The sequence below is a fragment of the uncultured Sanguibacteroides sp. genome, from assembly GCF_900543425.1.
Lineage (GTDB): Bacteria > Bacteroidota > Bacteroidia > Bacteroidales > Marinifilaceae > Gabonibacter.
The window spans coordinates 76,990-90,436 of record NZ_UQRQ01000008.1 but is presented as its reverse complement, the minus strand read 5'-3'; the positions used below and the strand labels follow the sequence as shown (position 1 = coordinate 90,436).

Genomic DNA, 13,447 nt, shown 5'->3' with positions numbered 1-13,447 from the left:
ATGCATACGATCAAAGAACAAGTAGAGTATTTAAGCCAGTTTGTAACAGATTATCGAAATGATTTATTCCGGCGTTTAAGTATGGAGCGGACGAGCTACATGACGGTTGTTTTGGAGAATTTGTATCAGCAACACAATTGTAGTGCTGTTTTGCGTTCGTGCGATTGTTTTGGAGTCCAGAATATTCATGTGATTGAAAATGAGAATAAATTTGAGGATAATTCCGAGATTTCTATGGGAGCGATGGAATGGTTGACGTTGCATCGTCACCGCAATACGGAGGATAATACGATGTCGGCTATCCGGACATTGAGGGAACAAGGCTATCGGATTGTGGCTACGACGCCTCACGAGAAAGATCAGTTGATTGATGATCTGGATCTGCATAAAGGAAAAATGGCCTTTTTCTTTGGAACGGAATTGACGGGTTTATCCGATAAGGTATTGGCTGAAGCGGATGAGTTTGTAAAGGTACCTATTTACGGTTTTACGGAAAGTTATAACGTTAGTGTGTGTGCGGCTTTACTGATGTATAGTGTTGTACAAAGGCTTAGAAAAAGTGATATCGAATGGCATTTGCCGGAAGAGGAGCGTTACCGGGTGTTGTTTACCTGGTATAAACATGCTGTTAAAGCTTCCGTTCAAATCTTGGAACGTTTTAATTTTCAATAATAGATAGAAAAGTAAAAATATACCAACAAAAAACAGAGACGGGCGTATATTTATAATTCATTATTAAGTAAGGTGACATGAAAGAATTTGAATTTTTTTCCGAGCAATTCGACGATATAAAGATATTACGTTATCAGGTTCCTGCCTTTGAAACATTATCTCTGGAGGAGAAATTATTTGTCTATTACTTGAGTCAAGCGGCTATTGCCGGTCGCGATATTTTATGGGATCAGAATAATAAATACAATCTTCGGATTCGAAAAGTATTGGAGAAAATATTAACGGAGTACCAGGGAGATCGATCTTGTCAGGAGTATCAATCTTTTGTGATTTATGCCAAGAAGGTTTTTTTTGCCAATGGTATTCACCATCACTATTCCATGGAGAAGTTTATTCCTCCTTTTTCCGAATCCTATTTCCGGTTGTTATTGGAAGATATTGGTTTGGAAAATGAATTTCAGGGATTGCAACGAATTATGTTTGATCCTGCCTACATGTCGAAGCGGGTTGTGTTGGATGAAGGAAAAGATTTAATTCAAGCGTCAGCTAATCATTATTACGAGGGAGTGACCCAGGAAGAGGTTGAACATTTTTATGGAAAAATGAAGGGGGCGGAAAAACATCCGGTGAGTTACGGTTTAAACTCGACGCTGGTAAAAAACAGTAGGGGGGAATTGGAAGAAGAAGTTTGGTATGCAGGTGGAAAATACGGGAAAAATATCGGGCGCATTGTCGAATATCTACAAAAAGCTTTAGCATATACCGGTAATGAACAACAATATAAGGTCGTTGAAAAGTTGATAGAATTTTATCAAACGGGAGATCTGGCTACTTTTGATGTTTATTCCATCGAATGGCTCAAAGAACATCGGGCTCGAATAGATTTTATTAACGGTTTTATCGAGGTTTACGGAGATCCGTTGGCCTATAAAGCCAGTTGGGAGTCTGTCGTACAGATCGTGGATGAGGAGGCTTGCGAACGGACGCGTAAATTGGCCGAACATGCTCTCTGGTTTGAACAGCATGCACCCGTTGACGAACGTTTTAAGAAAACGGAGGTTTCTGGTATCATAGCTCGGGTAATGCAGGTGGCGATGTTAGGGGGAGATTGCCATCCGGCTACTCCTATCGGGATTAATCTTCCGAATGCCGAGTGGATTCGCGAGCGGTACGGTAGTAAATCCGTCACGTTGGATAATATTACTTATGCCTACCACATGGCTTCTTTGGGATCAGGGGTCGTGGATGAATTCACCTGTTCCGAAGAGGAAAAAATATTGGCTAAAGAATACGGTTACCAAGGGAGTAACGTACATACGGATTTGCATGAATGTTTAGGACACGGTTCCGGTAAAATGCTACCGGGAGTCGGGCAGGAGGCTTTGAAAAATTATTACTCTACGATAGAAGAGACGCGAGCCGATTTATTCGCTCTTTATTATATTATGGATCCCAAATTGGTCGAGTTAGGAATTATCCCTTCGCTGGAAGTGGCAAAAAGCGAGTATTGCAGTTATATTCGTAACGGCTTGCTTGTACAATTGACCCGGGTAAAGTTAGGGAGTAATCTGGAAGAGTCGCATATGCGTAATCGTCAATTAATTGCTTCGTGGGCGTATGAACAGGGAAAAGCCGATGGGGTGATCGAAAAGGTGAAAAAGGAAGAGAAAACTTATTTTGTGATCCGGGATTTCGATGCTTTGCGTCTTCTGTTCGGTAAGTTGTTGGCAGAGATACAACGGGTAAAATCGGAAGGGGATTACGAGGGGGCGAAGTATCTTGTGGAGAGGTACGGGGTCGTCATTGATCGGGATTTGCATCGGGAGGTGGTGGAGCGTTACCGAAAATTGAATGTGGCTCCTTATGCCGGTTTTATCAATCCGGAATATACATTGGTAGAGGAAGAGGGAAAGATCGTGGATGTAACTATTGATTATCCGGATGATTTTCTGTCTCAAATGTTAAGATACGGTATGAACGAATAAAAAGCGCTGTCCTGAGAAGTAAGAGACAGCGCTTCGATAGAAAGGTTTGGGTGTTTAATCGATAACTTTAGCTTTATTTGTGAATTCAATCGTTGCGTAAGCCGTTGCTACTTTTACTTTGGCTTTCGGATTTTTTGTTTTTCCTATATATCCTGTAATCTGTGGGGTATAGGGATTTTGGGAATTATTGCTCTGTGTGGGATTATTTATTTCTAATTCGTTTAGAACGATTTTTCCGTGGGGTGTGGACAGATCGATTTGTGCATTGTGTTCTTGATTGATGCCCAGAGTCACATTAGAATACATCCCATCTATGTCTATGGATGAGAAGTTGGGAGAAATCGTATCAATTGAGATCGTACAATACTGCAATCTGGTACCTTCGAATTTTTGTTCAAGTTGTTGAATGTTGATCGTCGCCCATAGGTTGCTGGAACCGAAATTTACGGCGTTAACTTTTCCCAGTTTGAATCGGCTGTATTTTGTTGACGTTGCCTGAAGATTGTTAATCATATTTGAAAATAGAGAAATATATTCACCGGTTATTTTTAGGTCGGGTAATTGGTCAATGTGAACCTCACCTCCTTTCATGTTCAGCTCCATGCTTCCGGATTTCAGAATCTTTATAACTCCGTAGCCTATACTGATTTTATTGTTATCTCCTTCCAGACGGTAGGCGGTTATGCTCCCGTGCTCAAGTTCGATCTCTATGGGCTTTGAAACATAATCTAAGTTTATATCCCCGTATTTATTTTTTAAGTGAAGGTATGTTGATGTGGGAACCTTGACTATGTAATGTACGCTAGTGAAACACCCTTTGCACTTCTCGTTCGGACTTGTAGCGAAATTTGTTGTAGCGAAGATCTTATCATCAGATTGTTCGAATTTTACACTGGCCCGTTTGACCATCTCTTCTGCCGTTTTTTGATTCTTGCCCCTACCGGTGATTCCTATTCCAATTTCTATTTCATTTTTATCCCATTCCTGGATGCCAATAATGCCGTATTTGTTATCGATATACAGATGGGTCTTCCCGTTTGTTTTGAATACTTTGTGGATCTCTTGGTGTACAGCTCTATCCCTGGCGCTTACAGAGCCGATGGAGAATAACAGTATAAACCCTGTCAGTAAAATAAATTTTGTTTTCATAATGATAACGGTTAATATTTGTTTTAATTCATGACCTTTGAAAGAATCTCCTGTATGGATTGCAATGATTCTATTTGAAAGTTGTAGCATTGAACGATTCGTGCAATGTGTTCCTTGTGAGACATAAGAGTGACCTCCTTTTCCAATTTATCGGATTCTTTTTCCATTTCTTGGATGTCCTCTAACAAATGTTTTCGTTCGGATTCGTCCATATTGCTTGTCTGTTGTTCAATTTTTTTCTTTTCTTTTTCCAATTGTTGACGATAATAAGCCGCTACTTCAGCAATGGATTTCTGGGAATCATCGGTTGTCTGGAAAAGATCAAGGAAATGCGCTGAAAAAAACAGGATCATACAGGCTGCAACCGTACTTATGGTTATCCATTTGGTACGAAGTTTCCTTTTGTTTTTCCGGTGAAGCACCAAACGTTGCTCGAAACGTTCGAAATGTCCGGGAGAAGGCAGGGCTCCGTCGAGGTTTTCTTTAAGTTTTTTTATCTGTTCATCTAACGAATGACTCATAGCAATAATTTTTTTTAATCAATTCAATTAATTTCTGTTTTGCTCTGACAAACTGAGAGCGGATTGTGGAAGGAGAGAGTTCCAATTGTTTTGCAATCTCGTTGTAATCGAACCCCTCGATAAGATGCAAGTTGAGTATCATCCGATACCCTTGGGGAAGTTGCTGCATCATTCGGTGGATGGCTTCCAATTGTAATTCTTCTTCTTCATTCTCTGCTTCCTCTTCGCAACAGTCTGTTGTTTCCGTTATTTCTACGAACCGGATTTTTCGTTTCCGGCATAAGTCAATGGCATGATTGATTGCAATTCGTTTGAGGATTCTTTCCATGTTCTCCGCTTCTCCTTCGTAGCGCTCTATTTTGTCGAGAACTTTTAGAAAGGTCTCCTGCATGACCTCTTCCGAGTCTTGCGGGTTTCCCAGGATACGAAAACAACTGTTGTAAACACTTTTGTAAAATAACGAGTAAAACTCCAGTTGGGCTCTTTTTTCCCGTTTTCGACAGTTTTGTAATATTGTTTTGTAATTACTCATATCATGCTCTTCTGTCTGTATGACGTTAAAGAGTGGGATTTGCTGCATCAGAATTGAATTTTCTTGTAAAAAAAATCTGTGCTTTTTCGAAAAGCACAGATTTATAAGAGTCAAATATCTTAAGATTAATGTCTTGCACGGGATTTAATGATTTCAAAGAAATCGGAAGCTTTCAGAGAAGCACCTCCAATTAATCCTCCGTCGACATCAGGTTGAGAGAAAATCTCATCTGCATTCTTCGGGTTGCAACTGCCCCCGTAAAGAATGGAGGTCTCGTCGGCAATGTGTTCTCCGTATTTTTCCTTGATGACGGAACGGATAAAGGCATGCATTTCCTGAGCTTGTTCCGGGGAGGCCGTTTTTCCGGTTCCGATGGCCCATACCGGCTCGTATGCTATAACTACATGTGCGAATTGTTCCGGGGAGAGATTGAATAATCCGTCGGTTAATTGCTGTTTTACGACCTCGAAATGCTTGTTGCTTTCCCTCTCTTCGAGTACTTCTCCGACACAGAAAATAATATTCAATTTGCTATCCAAGGCTTGCGCCACTTTTTTCACCAATACAGGACTGGTTTCACCGTAATAGCATCTTCTTTCGGAATGTCCCAGGATAACATGTTTGGCTCCTGTCGAAGCAACCATGTCGGCAGATATTTCACCCGTGTATGCTCCGGCTTTTTCCGTAGCGCAATTTTGAGCCGAAACAGAAATGCTGGGTTCGGTCAGATTATTGGCCACCTTTGCCAGGTGAATGAAAGGAGTACCTAAAATGACAGTTACACCTTCTGCGCCCTCTTTGAAACGTACATAGTCGTTTACCTCTCTTGCCAATTCGATACCTTCGGCAAAGGTTTTGTTCATTTTCCAGTTGCCTGCTACAATTTTCTTTCTCATATCTTTAATTTAATATTTTGAAATGTGTATGATCTGCCTTTTTTCTTTTTTTTCCGAGAAATAGGAAATACACTACAAAGAAAAGAAGGATTAAGGAGTAAACCAAATATTTGGACTTTAATTCTTGTTGCTCATGGACACAGAATGCTGTCAGATCTTTGTTTTTTAATTCATTGACCCGGGGAATATTATTTTTTGACCATTTACCTAAAATAGTTCCTTTGTTTAATAAAATAAGCCCCGGGTTAGACCGGATCATCGTTTTTAACTGGATCTCATCGGCCGCACAAAAGTCATAGGGAACCTGATAACGGTTTTTGTAGGCTCGGATCTCTTCCTGGGAAGATGAGGTTAAGCCGTAGAAACGGTATCCTTTGGCTTGAGCATAACGGGCTAATTCGTTGATAGCCTCTTGATGTTTCGTGGAACTCAGGTTTATGTTGTAGTTGACGACTAAAAAGGTGTAGTTGTTGTCTTTTAAAATCTCTTCCGTGATGTCTCCTGAATCGGGATGATCAATAAGCAGATCGTGGATGGGAGGAGTATAGCCTTTTTTTATCAAACGCTCGGAGGAGCTATGGTATTCCCAGGTAAGGGTATCCTGCCACGGATAATTTTGTTCCGTAAACGATTTGACCTCGCCTGTTTGTTTATTCTTGTATTTTAGAATAACTTCGTATTGATTCGGTTCAGCTCCTTCTGGTAACAACATGCCTTCCGCTATGTTTTTTCCGATGGCGTAAGGACGGAAATCCAGAATGGGGAGATGCAGGTAACAGTACAAGGAAAGAAAGAGCATGATTCCTCCTGTTAGTAGAAGAAGAGAGATTTGCCGAAACCAATGAAGCGAAGAGTGAAATTGCTTCCTGTTTAGGAATAGCGTAAGTGTCAAAAGGAGAAGAAGGATGTTTTTCCAGAACGTTTCCCAATTGCTTAATACCAGGGCATCTCCAAAACAACCACAGTCGCTAACCGGATTTGTTAAAGCCAGAACGAGTGTTAACGGAGTGAATATCCCCATGAAAATAAGAGCACCTTTTATGGCCAATCGAGTACATGCATTGAATAGCAATGCCGTGCCGACTAAAAATTCCGCGAGAGATAAAACAAAAGAGAGAAAAAGAGAGAATGTACTTGCCCATCCGATTCCGAAAGCATTAAAATAGTCCGTGAATTTGTACATCGACCCTAAAGGGTCAATACCTTTTACAAATCCGGAATAGATAAATACAATTCCGACGATGATTCTACAGCAGTTTCGAATAATTTTCATATCTCTTTTTCAACAACAAGGCGAATCAGGCCGAATACGGCGTAGTTGATCATATCGTAATAATTGGCGTCTATTCCTTCCGAGATAATAGTATTTCCCTGATGATCTTCAATTTGTTTCGTGCGGTTTATTTTCATCAGGATTAAATCGGTATAGGAACTGATGCGCATCGCTCTCCAGGCTTCGTCATAATCATGATTTTTGTCCAGCATTAATGCTTTCGCCTTTTGAAAATAGGAGTGATACAGCCGGAGTATTTCTTCCTGAGAGGTGCCGTTACCCGGTCCTAATTCCAACTGAATAAGTCCCATGACAGCATAATTTATAATACCGATGAATTCGGGTACAATTCCCTCGTTTACTTTTGAGATCCCTTTCTGTTCGATACTACGAATCCGGTTGGCCTTAATATAAATTTGATCTGTGATGGAGGTAGGCCTGAGAATTCTCCAGGCCGTTCCATAGTCCTGCATTTTTTTTACAAAAATATCTTGACAGGTATCTATCACTTTATCATATTGTTGGGCTGTGTCCGACATGTTCTTGCTATTTTTGAAATTATGATATTAAAAAAACTAATTGTTATTTTGATGTGTAAAAATAGGGACAATAGTTGAAAGTTGAAAACGGAAAGCTGAAAATTAGCAGGATCATGAGAAAATTAATTGATATCGGCGATCAGAAATTGGATTTGACAAAGCCTGTGGTTATGGGGATTTTGAATGTGACTCCCGATTCTTTTTATGATGGGGGAAAATACCTTAGCGAACTACAGGTGATCGAACGGATAAATACGATTGTAGAAGAGGGTGCGGCAATTATTGACGTGGGTGCTTATTCTACTCGCCCGGGGGCTGCTTTCGTGGACGAGAAAGAGGAGTTGTCCCGGTTGAGTTTTGCTGTAGAGTTAATTCGTAAGTACCATCCGGAAATTCCTGTTTCCATTGATACTTTTCGGGCGAATGTGGCCGAGGAGATCTTTCATTGTTTGGGACCGATTATCGTGAATGATATTTCCGGAGGTACGATGGATAATCGTATGTTCGAGGCAGTTGCAGGGATGAATGTGCCTTATATTTTAATGCACATTCAGGGAACGCCTCAGGATATGCAAAAGAATCCTCATTACGAGGATGTAGTTCGGGAGGTTTACGATTTTTTTGTCGAGCGGATTAAGCGATTGAATGATTTGGGGTTTGATAAGATTATACTGGATCAGGGTTTCGGTTTCGGAAAAACGGTGGCTCACAATTATCAATTAATGAATAAAATGGAGATTTTTTTGGAGTTGGGATATCCGTTATTAGTAGGTGTTTCCCGTAAGTCAATGATATGGCGCTTATTGGATATTACACCACAAGAGGCTTTAACCGGGACGACCGTGTTGAATACGATCTCTTTGTTGAAAGGGGCGAACATCCTCCGTGTTCACGATGTACGGGAAGCCGTAGAAACCGTTCGTGTGGTAGATGCAATGCATTGTCAGTAAGTTAGTTAAAAATATTCAAATCTACCGGTAAATACAAAATTCTTATTTCTCAATCAAAATAGAGGATAGGATGCGGGATTATTTTTTTAGTTCCTTAAATAAGGGATGAATAACTTCCCATAATACAATTCCGGCAGAAACGGAAATGTTGAATGAGTGTTTGGTGCCGAATTGGGGAATCTCGAGGCATTGATCGGAGAGATCAACGACCTCCTGCTGTACACCTTTCACTTCATTGCCGAATATGAAAGCGTATTTTCGCTCTCTGGAAATGGTATAGTCTTCCAGTGACAAACTATTTTCTGTTTGTTCCACGGAGACAATGATAAATCCTTCTTCTTTCAGTTGATGTATGATTTCCGTTGTTTCTTCAAAATATTCCCAGGCGACACTCTCTTCCGCTCCTAAGGCTGTTTTATGAATTTCACGGTGTGGCGGTGTTGCCGTGATACCGCAAAGGTATATCTTTTCCAGTCGGAAGGCATCGGATGTACGAAACACCGATCCGATATTATTTAAGCTGCGCACGTTATCCAAAACGACTACGATGGGTAGTTTTCGAGCGTTTTTGTACTCTTCTGCCGATAGACGGTTTAATTCTTCATTTAATAGTTTCCGGTGTTCCATAGGATTATTTATTTTCTAACGCTTCTCCCATAAGGGTAGCCGAGGTGCATTCTTTTACCCTGACCTGTATTAAGTCTCCGATTTTAGCACCGTTGTCGGGAAATACGATGACTTTATTCTGGCTGCTTCGTCCGAATAATTCGTCTGCTTTTTTCTTGGATGTTCCTTCGATCAGAACTTCAAATACTTTTCCTATATCTTTCCGATTACTGGCAAGAGAAAGACGGGTCTGTAAATCGATAAGTTCCTGAAGACGACGTCCTTTTGTCGTTTCATCCACGTTATCCGGCATATGTTTTGACGCTAAGGTTCCGGGACGTTCCGAATATTTAAACATGTAGGCAAGATCGAATTCAACCTCTTGCATAAGAGTAAGGGTTTCCAGGTAATCTTCTTCACTTTCGTTATGGAAGCCGACGAATACGTCTGTCGATATTCCGCACTGGGGAACAATCTCGCGTATCGCCCGGATTCGGTCGAGATACCATTCTCTCGTGTATTTCCGGTTCATATTTTTCAGTACGGCATTGCTTCCGGATTGGACTGGAAGATGGATGTGTTTGCAAATATTATCATGAGATGCGATGGCATGTAATATTTCGTCGCTCATGTCTTTCGGGTGAGAAGTGGCGAAACGGACACGCATATCGGGTACCGTAGCGGCAACCTTGGCTAATAATGTAGGGAAGTTAACTTCGATACCGTCTCCTTTCCAAAGATATGAATTGACATTTTGTCCCAGTAGGGTAACTTCCTTGTATCCTTTCGCGTGCAGGTCAAGAACTTCATTTAGGATACTATGCGGGCTTCGGCTTCTTTCGCGGCCGCGGGTATAAGGAACGATACAATACGTACAGAAGTTGTTACATCCGCGCATAATGGATACGAATCCCGATATTGCTGTTTCGTCAATCCGGGAGGGACAGATATCTTTATAGGTTTCTGTCGTGGATAGATGGATATTAATAGCTTTTTCCCCTTTTTCCGCTTGTTCGATTAAAAGGGGCAGATCCATATAAGCATCCGGTCCGACAACGATATTTACGTTTTTTTCCTGCTCGAAAAGAGCTTCACCAAGACGTTCCGCCATACAACCCATGATGCCTACCAGTACATCCGGATTTTTTTTCTTAATTTCAGAAAAACCTTGTACGCGTCCCCGTACCCGTTGTTCTGCATTTTCCCGTACGGAACAGGTATTTACCAGTATAACATCGGCTTCGTTTCTTTCGCTCGTGTGTTCAAGACCTTTACTTTTCAATATGGCTGCCACTACTTCACTATCCGCTACATTCATCTGACACCCATAGGTCTCGATATAAAATTTTTTTGCTTTCATCTACTCTTTTGTTTGGGAGGCAAAAATAATAAAAAAGGATGTAGTCCCGAGGAAAAAGAAGGTTATAATTACATATCGGAACATAATTGTTTTTGATACTACACGACGAATAGCGTTCTCTGTTGTAAAAAAAGCAGGCTCTGTCCGAATGATGGCTTATTCATATAAAAAATCGGTCGAAAGTTAAAGTTTCGACCGATTGACTGTTTCAGAATCGTATCCCGACGGTTAACCGGAATTGATTATCCTGGTATTTTGTTTGTATGACGGGGGACTCTATCTCTTTGTAAGCGTAAAAGAGACTTTGTTCTCTTGAGTATTTACGCATATATGCTAAATCCACGTATAAGGAATTAAAGTTAAATCCTAAACCACCGGAAATGGTTTGTATGTCGTTTTTTTCGTTTAATTCTCCTTTTTTATAAGGGGAGGCCGTGTAGGAGTAGCCACCTCGCAAACTCAATACGCTGGAAACCCTGAATTCCGCTCCGGCCCTGAGATTATTGGTATTCCGATATACATATTTGATCATGTCGTTAGCTCCTGGGATATAATCGCCGTTTATATCTTCCGTTCCGTAATAATTTAGTCCGTCTCCACCGCTAAACTTAGCCGAGCTATAATCCACAAATTCGTAGTCCACGCTGAGGATAGCTCTTTGGCCGAGTACGGTGGCGATGCTCGCGATAAAACGCCACGGCGTTTTCAGATTATAATCGAAAGAGGCACTGGCATGATTTCCCCATTGGGTCTTTTCTTCTCCTGCTGGTGGTTCTATAAATTGTGAATAAGCCCCGTTTATCACCTTGTCGGTTAGACTGTAATAGGTAGGAGTATGTATGGCCAGTCCCAACCGGAGTTCGGGTATCGGCCGATAAATTGCTCCGACTTTAAAGTTAATACCTACTCCGCTGGTGGTATAATCCTGTACAAAATCGAACCACATTAATTTGGAATCAATCTCTTTTCCCTCGACGGTCTCCATGTAGGTGGAATAATGTTTATAATGGATATTTTGTATACCGAGAGTTGCTCCGAAATAGAATTTGTCGTCGTAGTTAGCTCCTACCGAGAGTGCGTATTCTCCCTGAAATCCTCTTTCCCGGATGTAGTTTGATTGTCTCATACTGTCTCCTGCAACAATGGGAATTTCATATTGGTTTTTGCTTTCCGGTTGTAATTTGATCAGGTAGGCGTCGTATGCCAGACTGGTGGTAAATTCATTCAAAGAGTTCCTGTCGAGTCCGTTTGCCTCCATCAGCCATACGTCCAATAACGAATTTTTATCATTGATATACCCTCCCTGGTAAATATTCCGGTTGAAATTATTCAGGTTGGTATAGTTGAAAGCAAAATTTATGTTTTTCCACTTTTCATGTATGGGATGAAAGGCAATGACAAATCCTAAGTTACCGATGAGATAAGGATTTTTTTCCATATCCCTGTTACCGGATTTGGAGTGAGTGAAATCAAGTACCGACGTGAAACTGATTTCTGAACTCCGGAAAACCCCGATTCCCCCGGGATTCATCGTTGCAACGGAGAGATCCCCTCCCAGGGCTCCGAATGCTCCTCCCATAGCTGTAACTCTGGCACTTCCAAAAGGAAATATTCTGGAGTATCGTAAAGCGTCTGCTTCGGTTTGGGCCATAAGACCCGAGGTGCAGAGTAGTAACAGGATGGTATAATATAGTGTTTTCATATGACGGTTACTCTAAAATTATTTTCTACGTCCGGTTTCTTTATGTTCTCTCGTGCCCGTGTAGCCTCCGCTCCTTGTGGTGGAACTCTTTCCGTAGGAGTTGCTGTTGCTTCTCGAATAGCCGCTGTCGTGGCCGGAATTGGATGAAGAGGAGCCTTGATTGCGAGATCCCCAACTTTGGTTGTTGTTCCTGCCGTACGAAGAGTAACGACTGCTACGGGAGTAGGTGTTGTAACTTCGGGCATTCCGATTGTTCGTGTAGTGTGTTCTTGTCGCGTAATTCGGTCTGAGATTCGGCTTGGTAGTGTGTCCCCAATGAGGACGTCCTCCCGGATAATATGGATGCCAGTAACCGTAATCCCAATGATTATGCCAGTACCAGGGATTATACCGCCATCCGGGGTAGTATCCGTACCCCCAGTATGGAGAGTTATTCCATCCCCACGGATTGTACCAGCTGTTCCATCCCCAGTTATTTCCCCAGGAAGAGTAACTGAAGCCGAAACCGAAATTCCAGCGGGAATTCCAACGGTCCATGGCAAAACGGTCGAAACGAGGATCGTTCCACATGATTGTCCACGTAAAATCCGGATAAGTTCCGAAATGTAATTTAGAATACAATTCGATGTTGGTATTGGAGGGAAACCACCAGTAACGATTGTTAACCGTATAAACATTCCAATCCGAATCGAATGACAATCTCATGGCTATTTCGTGGGCATTCCCGAAAAAGGCAAATCCTTCCGGGTATTGGTTCATGATTCGGACACATTCATCCAAATCACGCTGATTCCCTTTGAACCCTCCGATCCAGTATCCCTGAGACTCTTCGTCGATAAGAATTGGAGTGCTGCTTTTAGCTTGGGCTTCTTCCACTTGTTTTTGCGTAGCGTAACGGGCCATCCCGATCGCCTTTGACCTTGGATTTACATTTCCGCTATTGGCTTCCGCTTGCTCTTTTGCCAGCACGGCCGGGTCTATTTCTTTGGATTTACGATATTCCTCCGTGGGATATAAGGCAAGAGTACTTCCCGTTTTCTTTTCGATTTCCTGTACCAACAGCGGTTGTTTGCCGGGTACGTAATAGATGTCATCTTCAGAAACACGGGTAAAATCTCGTGTTGTCGAACAGGCGCTTGCTAAAGCGACCAATGTCAGTATACATAGTATTGTTTTCATATTATTAGATTGACATGTTTCTTTTTTCTTATCAAAAAATATACCACATTTTCTATGTGTTATTGGGCGTTAATCAGTATCAG

13 protein-coding genes are annotated in these 13,447 nt (G+C 41.5%); 3 read left to right on the top strand and 10 right to left on the bottom strand.

Translation table 11 applies throughout. The features are described from left to right. On the top strand, positions 1-672 hold the full coding sequence (locus QZR76_RS06120; RefSeq protein ID WP_294141360.1) for an RNA methyltransferase: 672 nt from the start codon (positions 1-3) through the stop codon (positions 670-672). 77 nt (positions 673-749) lie between these two features. Then, a complete protein-coding gene (locus tag QZR76_RS06115; protein WP_294141358.1) occupies positions 750-2,657 on the top strand; it encodes a dihydrofolate reductase in 1,908 nt (635 codons plus the stop codon). A 54-nt stretch (positions 2,658-2,711) separates the two neighbouring features. Here the strand turns inward: QZR76_RS06115 and QZR76_RS06110 are convergent, their stop codons facing one another. The 6 genes from QZR76_RS06110 to QZR76_RS06085 all read right to left on the bottom strand — a co-directional run bounded on the left by QZR76_RS06110 (position 2,712) and on the right by QZR76_RS06085 (position 7,567). Then, on the bottom strand, positions 2,712-3,806 hold the full coding sequence (locus tag QZR76_RS06110) for a hypothetical protein (RefSeq protein ID WP_294141356.1): 1,095 nt from the start codon (positions 3,804-3,806) through the stop codon (positions 2,712-2,714). A gap of 23 nt (positions 3,807-3,829) precedes the next feature. Then, entirely contained in the window at positions 3,830-4,327 is a 498-nt protein-coding gene (locus tag QZR76_RS06105) for a hypothetical protein (RefSeq protein ID WP_294141354.1), read from the bottom strand. Then, the gene (locus tag QZR76_RS06100) at positions 4,308-4,907 is read right to left on the bottom strand and encodes an RNA polymerase sigma factor (RefSeq protein ID WP_294141351.1); all 600 of its coding nucleotides are present in this window, start codon (positions 4,905-4,907) and stop codon (positions 4,308-4,310) included. Before QZR76_RS06100 ends, QZR76_RS06105 begins: the two co-directional genes overlap by 20 nt. Positions 4,908-4,984: 77 nt before the next feature. Continuing rightward, positions 4,985-5,755, bottom strand: coding sequence for a triose-phosphate isomerase (tpiA, locus tag QZR76_RS06095; protein ID WP_294141350.1), 771 nt, complete (start codon positions 5,753-5,755; stop codon positions 4,985-4,987). Between the two features lie 4 nt (positions 5,756-5,759). Beyond that, a complete protein-coding gene (locus tag QZR76_RS06090) occupies positions 5,760-7,028 on the bottom strand; it encodes a BT_3928 family protein (RefSeq protein WP_294141348.1) in 1,269 nt (422 codons plus the stop codon). Then, a complete protein-coding gene (locus tag QZR76_RS06085) occupies positions 7,025-7,567 on the bottom strand; it encodes a DUF1599 domain-containing protein (RefSeq protein ID WP_294141347.1) in 543 nt (180 codons plus the stop codon). The genes QZR76_RS06090 and QZR76_RS06085 overlap by 4 nt, the downstream gene beginning before the upstream one ends. Before the next feature lie 113 nt (positions 7,568-7,680). Here QZR76_RS06085 and folP point away from each other — a divergent pair, with 113 nt between their 5' ends. Next, complete coding sequence (gene folP / locus QZR76_RS06080; RefSeq protein WP_294141346.1) at positions 7,681-8,517, top strand: dihydropteroate synthase; 837 nt, start codon at positions 7,681-7,683, stop codon at positions 8,515-8,517. 78 nt (positions 8,518-8,595) lie between these two features. On the opposite strand, the gene QZR76_RS06075 is transcribed toward folP, so the two are convergent. The 4 genes from QZR76_RS06075 to QZR76_RS06060 form a co-directional block, all read right to left on the bottom strand. Further along, a complete protein-coding gene (locus tag QZR76_RS06075; protein ID WP_294141344.1) occupies positions 8,596-9,144 on the bottom strand; it encodes an RNA methyltransferase in 549 nt (182 codons plus the stop codon). A gap of 4 nt (positions 9,145-9,148) precedes the next feature. Next, complete coding sequence (miaB, locus tag QZR76_RS06070; RefSeq protein WP_294141342.1) at positions 9,149-10,483, bottom strand: tRNA (N6-isopentenyl adenosine(37)-C2)-methylthiotransferase MiaB; 1,335 nt, start codon at positions 10,481-10,483, stop codon at positions 9,149-9,151. Between the two features lie 208 nt (positions 10,484-10,691). Then, positions 10,692-12,185 (bottom strand): outer membrane protein transport protein, encoded by a 1,494-nt coding sequence (locus QZR76_RS06065; RefSeq protein ID WP_294141340.1) that lies wholly within the window; start codon positions 12,183-12,185, stop codon positions 10,692-10,694. Positions 12,186-12,203: 18 nt separating this feature from the next. Further along, positions 12,204-13,364, bottom strand: a complete 1,161-nt coding sequence (locus tag QZR76_RS06060) for a hypothetical protein (protein ID WP_294141338.1) — start codon at positions 13,362-13,364, stop codon at positions 12,204-12,206. Between the last annotated feature and the right edge of the window lie 83 nt (positions 13,365-13,447).

Bases quoted from the DNA above. Each gene is read 5' to 3' on its own strand.
- QZR76_RS06100 (WP_294141351.1), bottom strand. From the start codon at position 4,907: ATGCAGCAAATCCCACTCTTTAACGTCATACAGACAGAAGAGCATGAT.
- QZR76_RS06115 (WP_294141358.1), top strand. From the start codon at position 750: ATGAAAGAATTTGAATTTTTTTCCGAGCAATTCGACGATATAAAGATA.
- QZR76_RS06085 (WP_294141347.1), bottom strand. From the start codon at position 7,567: ATGTCGGACACAGCCCAACAATATGATAAAGTGATAGATACCTGTCAA.
- QZR76_RS06110 (WP_294141356.1), bottom strand. From the start codon at position 3,806: ATGAAAACAAAATTTATTTTACTGACAGGGTTTATACTGTTATTCTCC.
- QZR76_RS06075 (WP_294141344.1), bottom strand. From the start codon at position 9,144: ATGGAACACCGGAAACTATTAAATGAAGAATTAAACCGTCTATCGGCA.
- QZR76_RS06105 (WP_294141354.1), bottom strand. From the start codon at position 4,327: ATGAGTCATTCGTTAGATGAACAGATAAAAAAACTTAAAGAAAACCTC.
- QZR76_RS06065 (WP_294141340.1), bottom strand. From the start codon at position 12,185: ATGAAAACACTATATTATACCATCCTGTTACTACTCTGCACCTCGGGT.
- tpiA (WP_294141350.1), bottom strand. From the start codon at position 5,755: ATGAGAAAGAAAATTGTAGCAGGCAACTGGAAAATGAACAAAACCTTT.
- QZR76_RS06120 (WP_294141360.1), top strand. From the start codon at position 1: ATGCATACGATCAAAGAACAAGTAGAGTATTTAAGCCAGTTTGTAACA.
- folP (WP_294141346.1), top strand. From the start codon at position 7,681: ATGAGAAAATTAATTGATATCGGCGATCAGAAATTGGATTTGACAAAG.
- miaB (WP_294141342.1), bottom strand. From the start codon at position 10,483: ATGAAAGCAAAAAAATTTTATATCGAGACCTATGGGTGTCAGATGAAT.
- QZR76_RS06090 (WP_294141348.1), bottom strand. From the start codon at position 7,028: ATGAAAATTATTCGAAACTGCTGTAGAATCATCGTCGGAATTGTATTT.
- QZR76_RS06060 (WP_294141338.1), bottom strand. From the start codon at position 13,364: ATGAAAACAATACTATGTATACTGACATTGGTCGCTTTAGCAAGCGCC.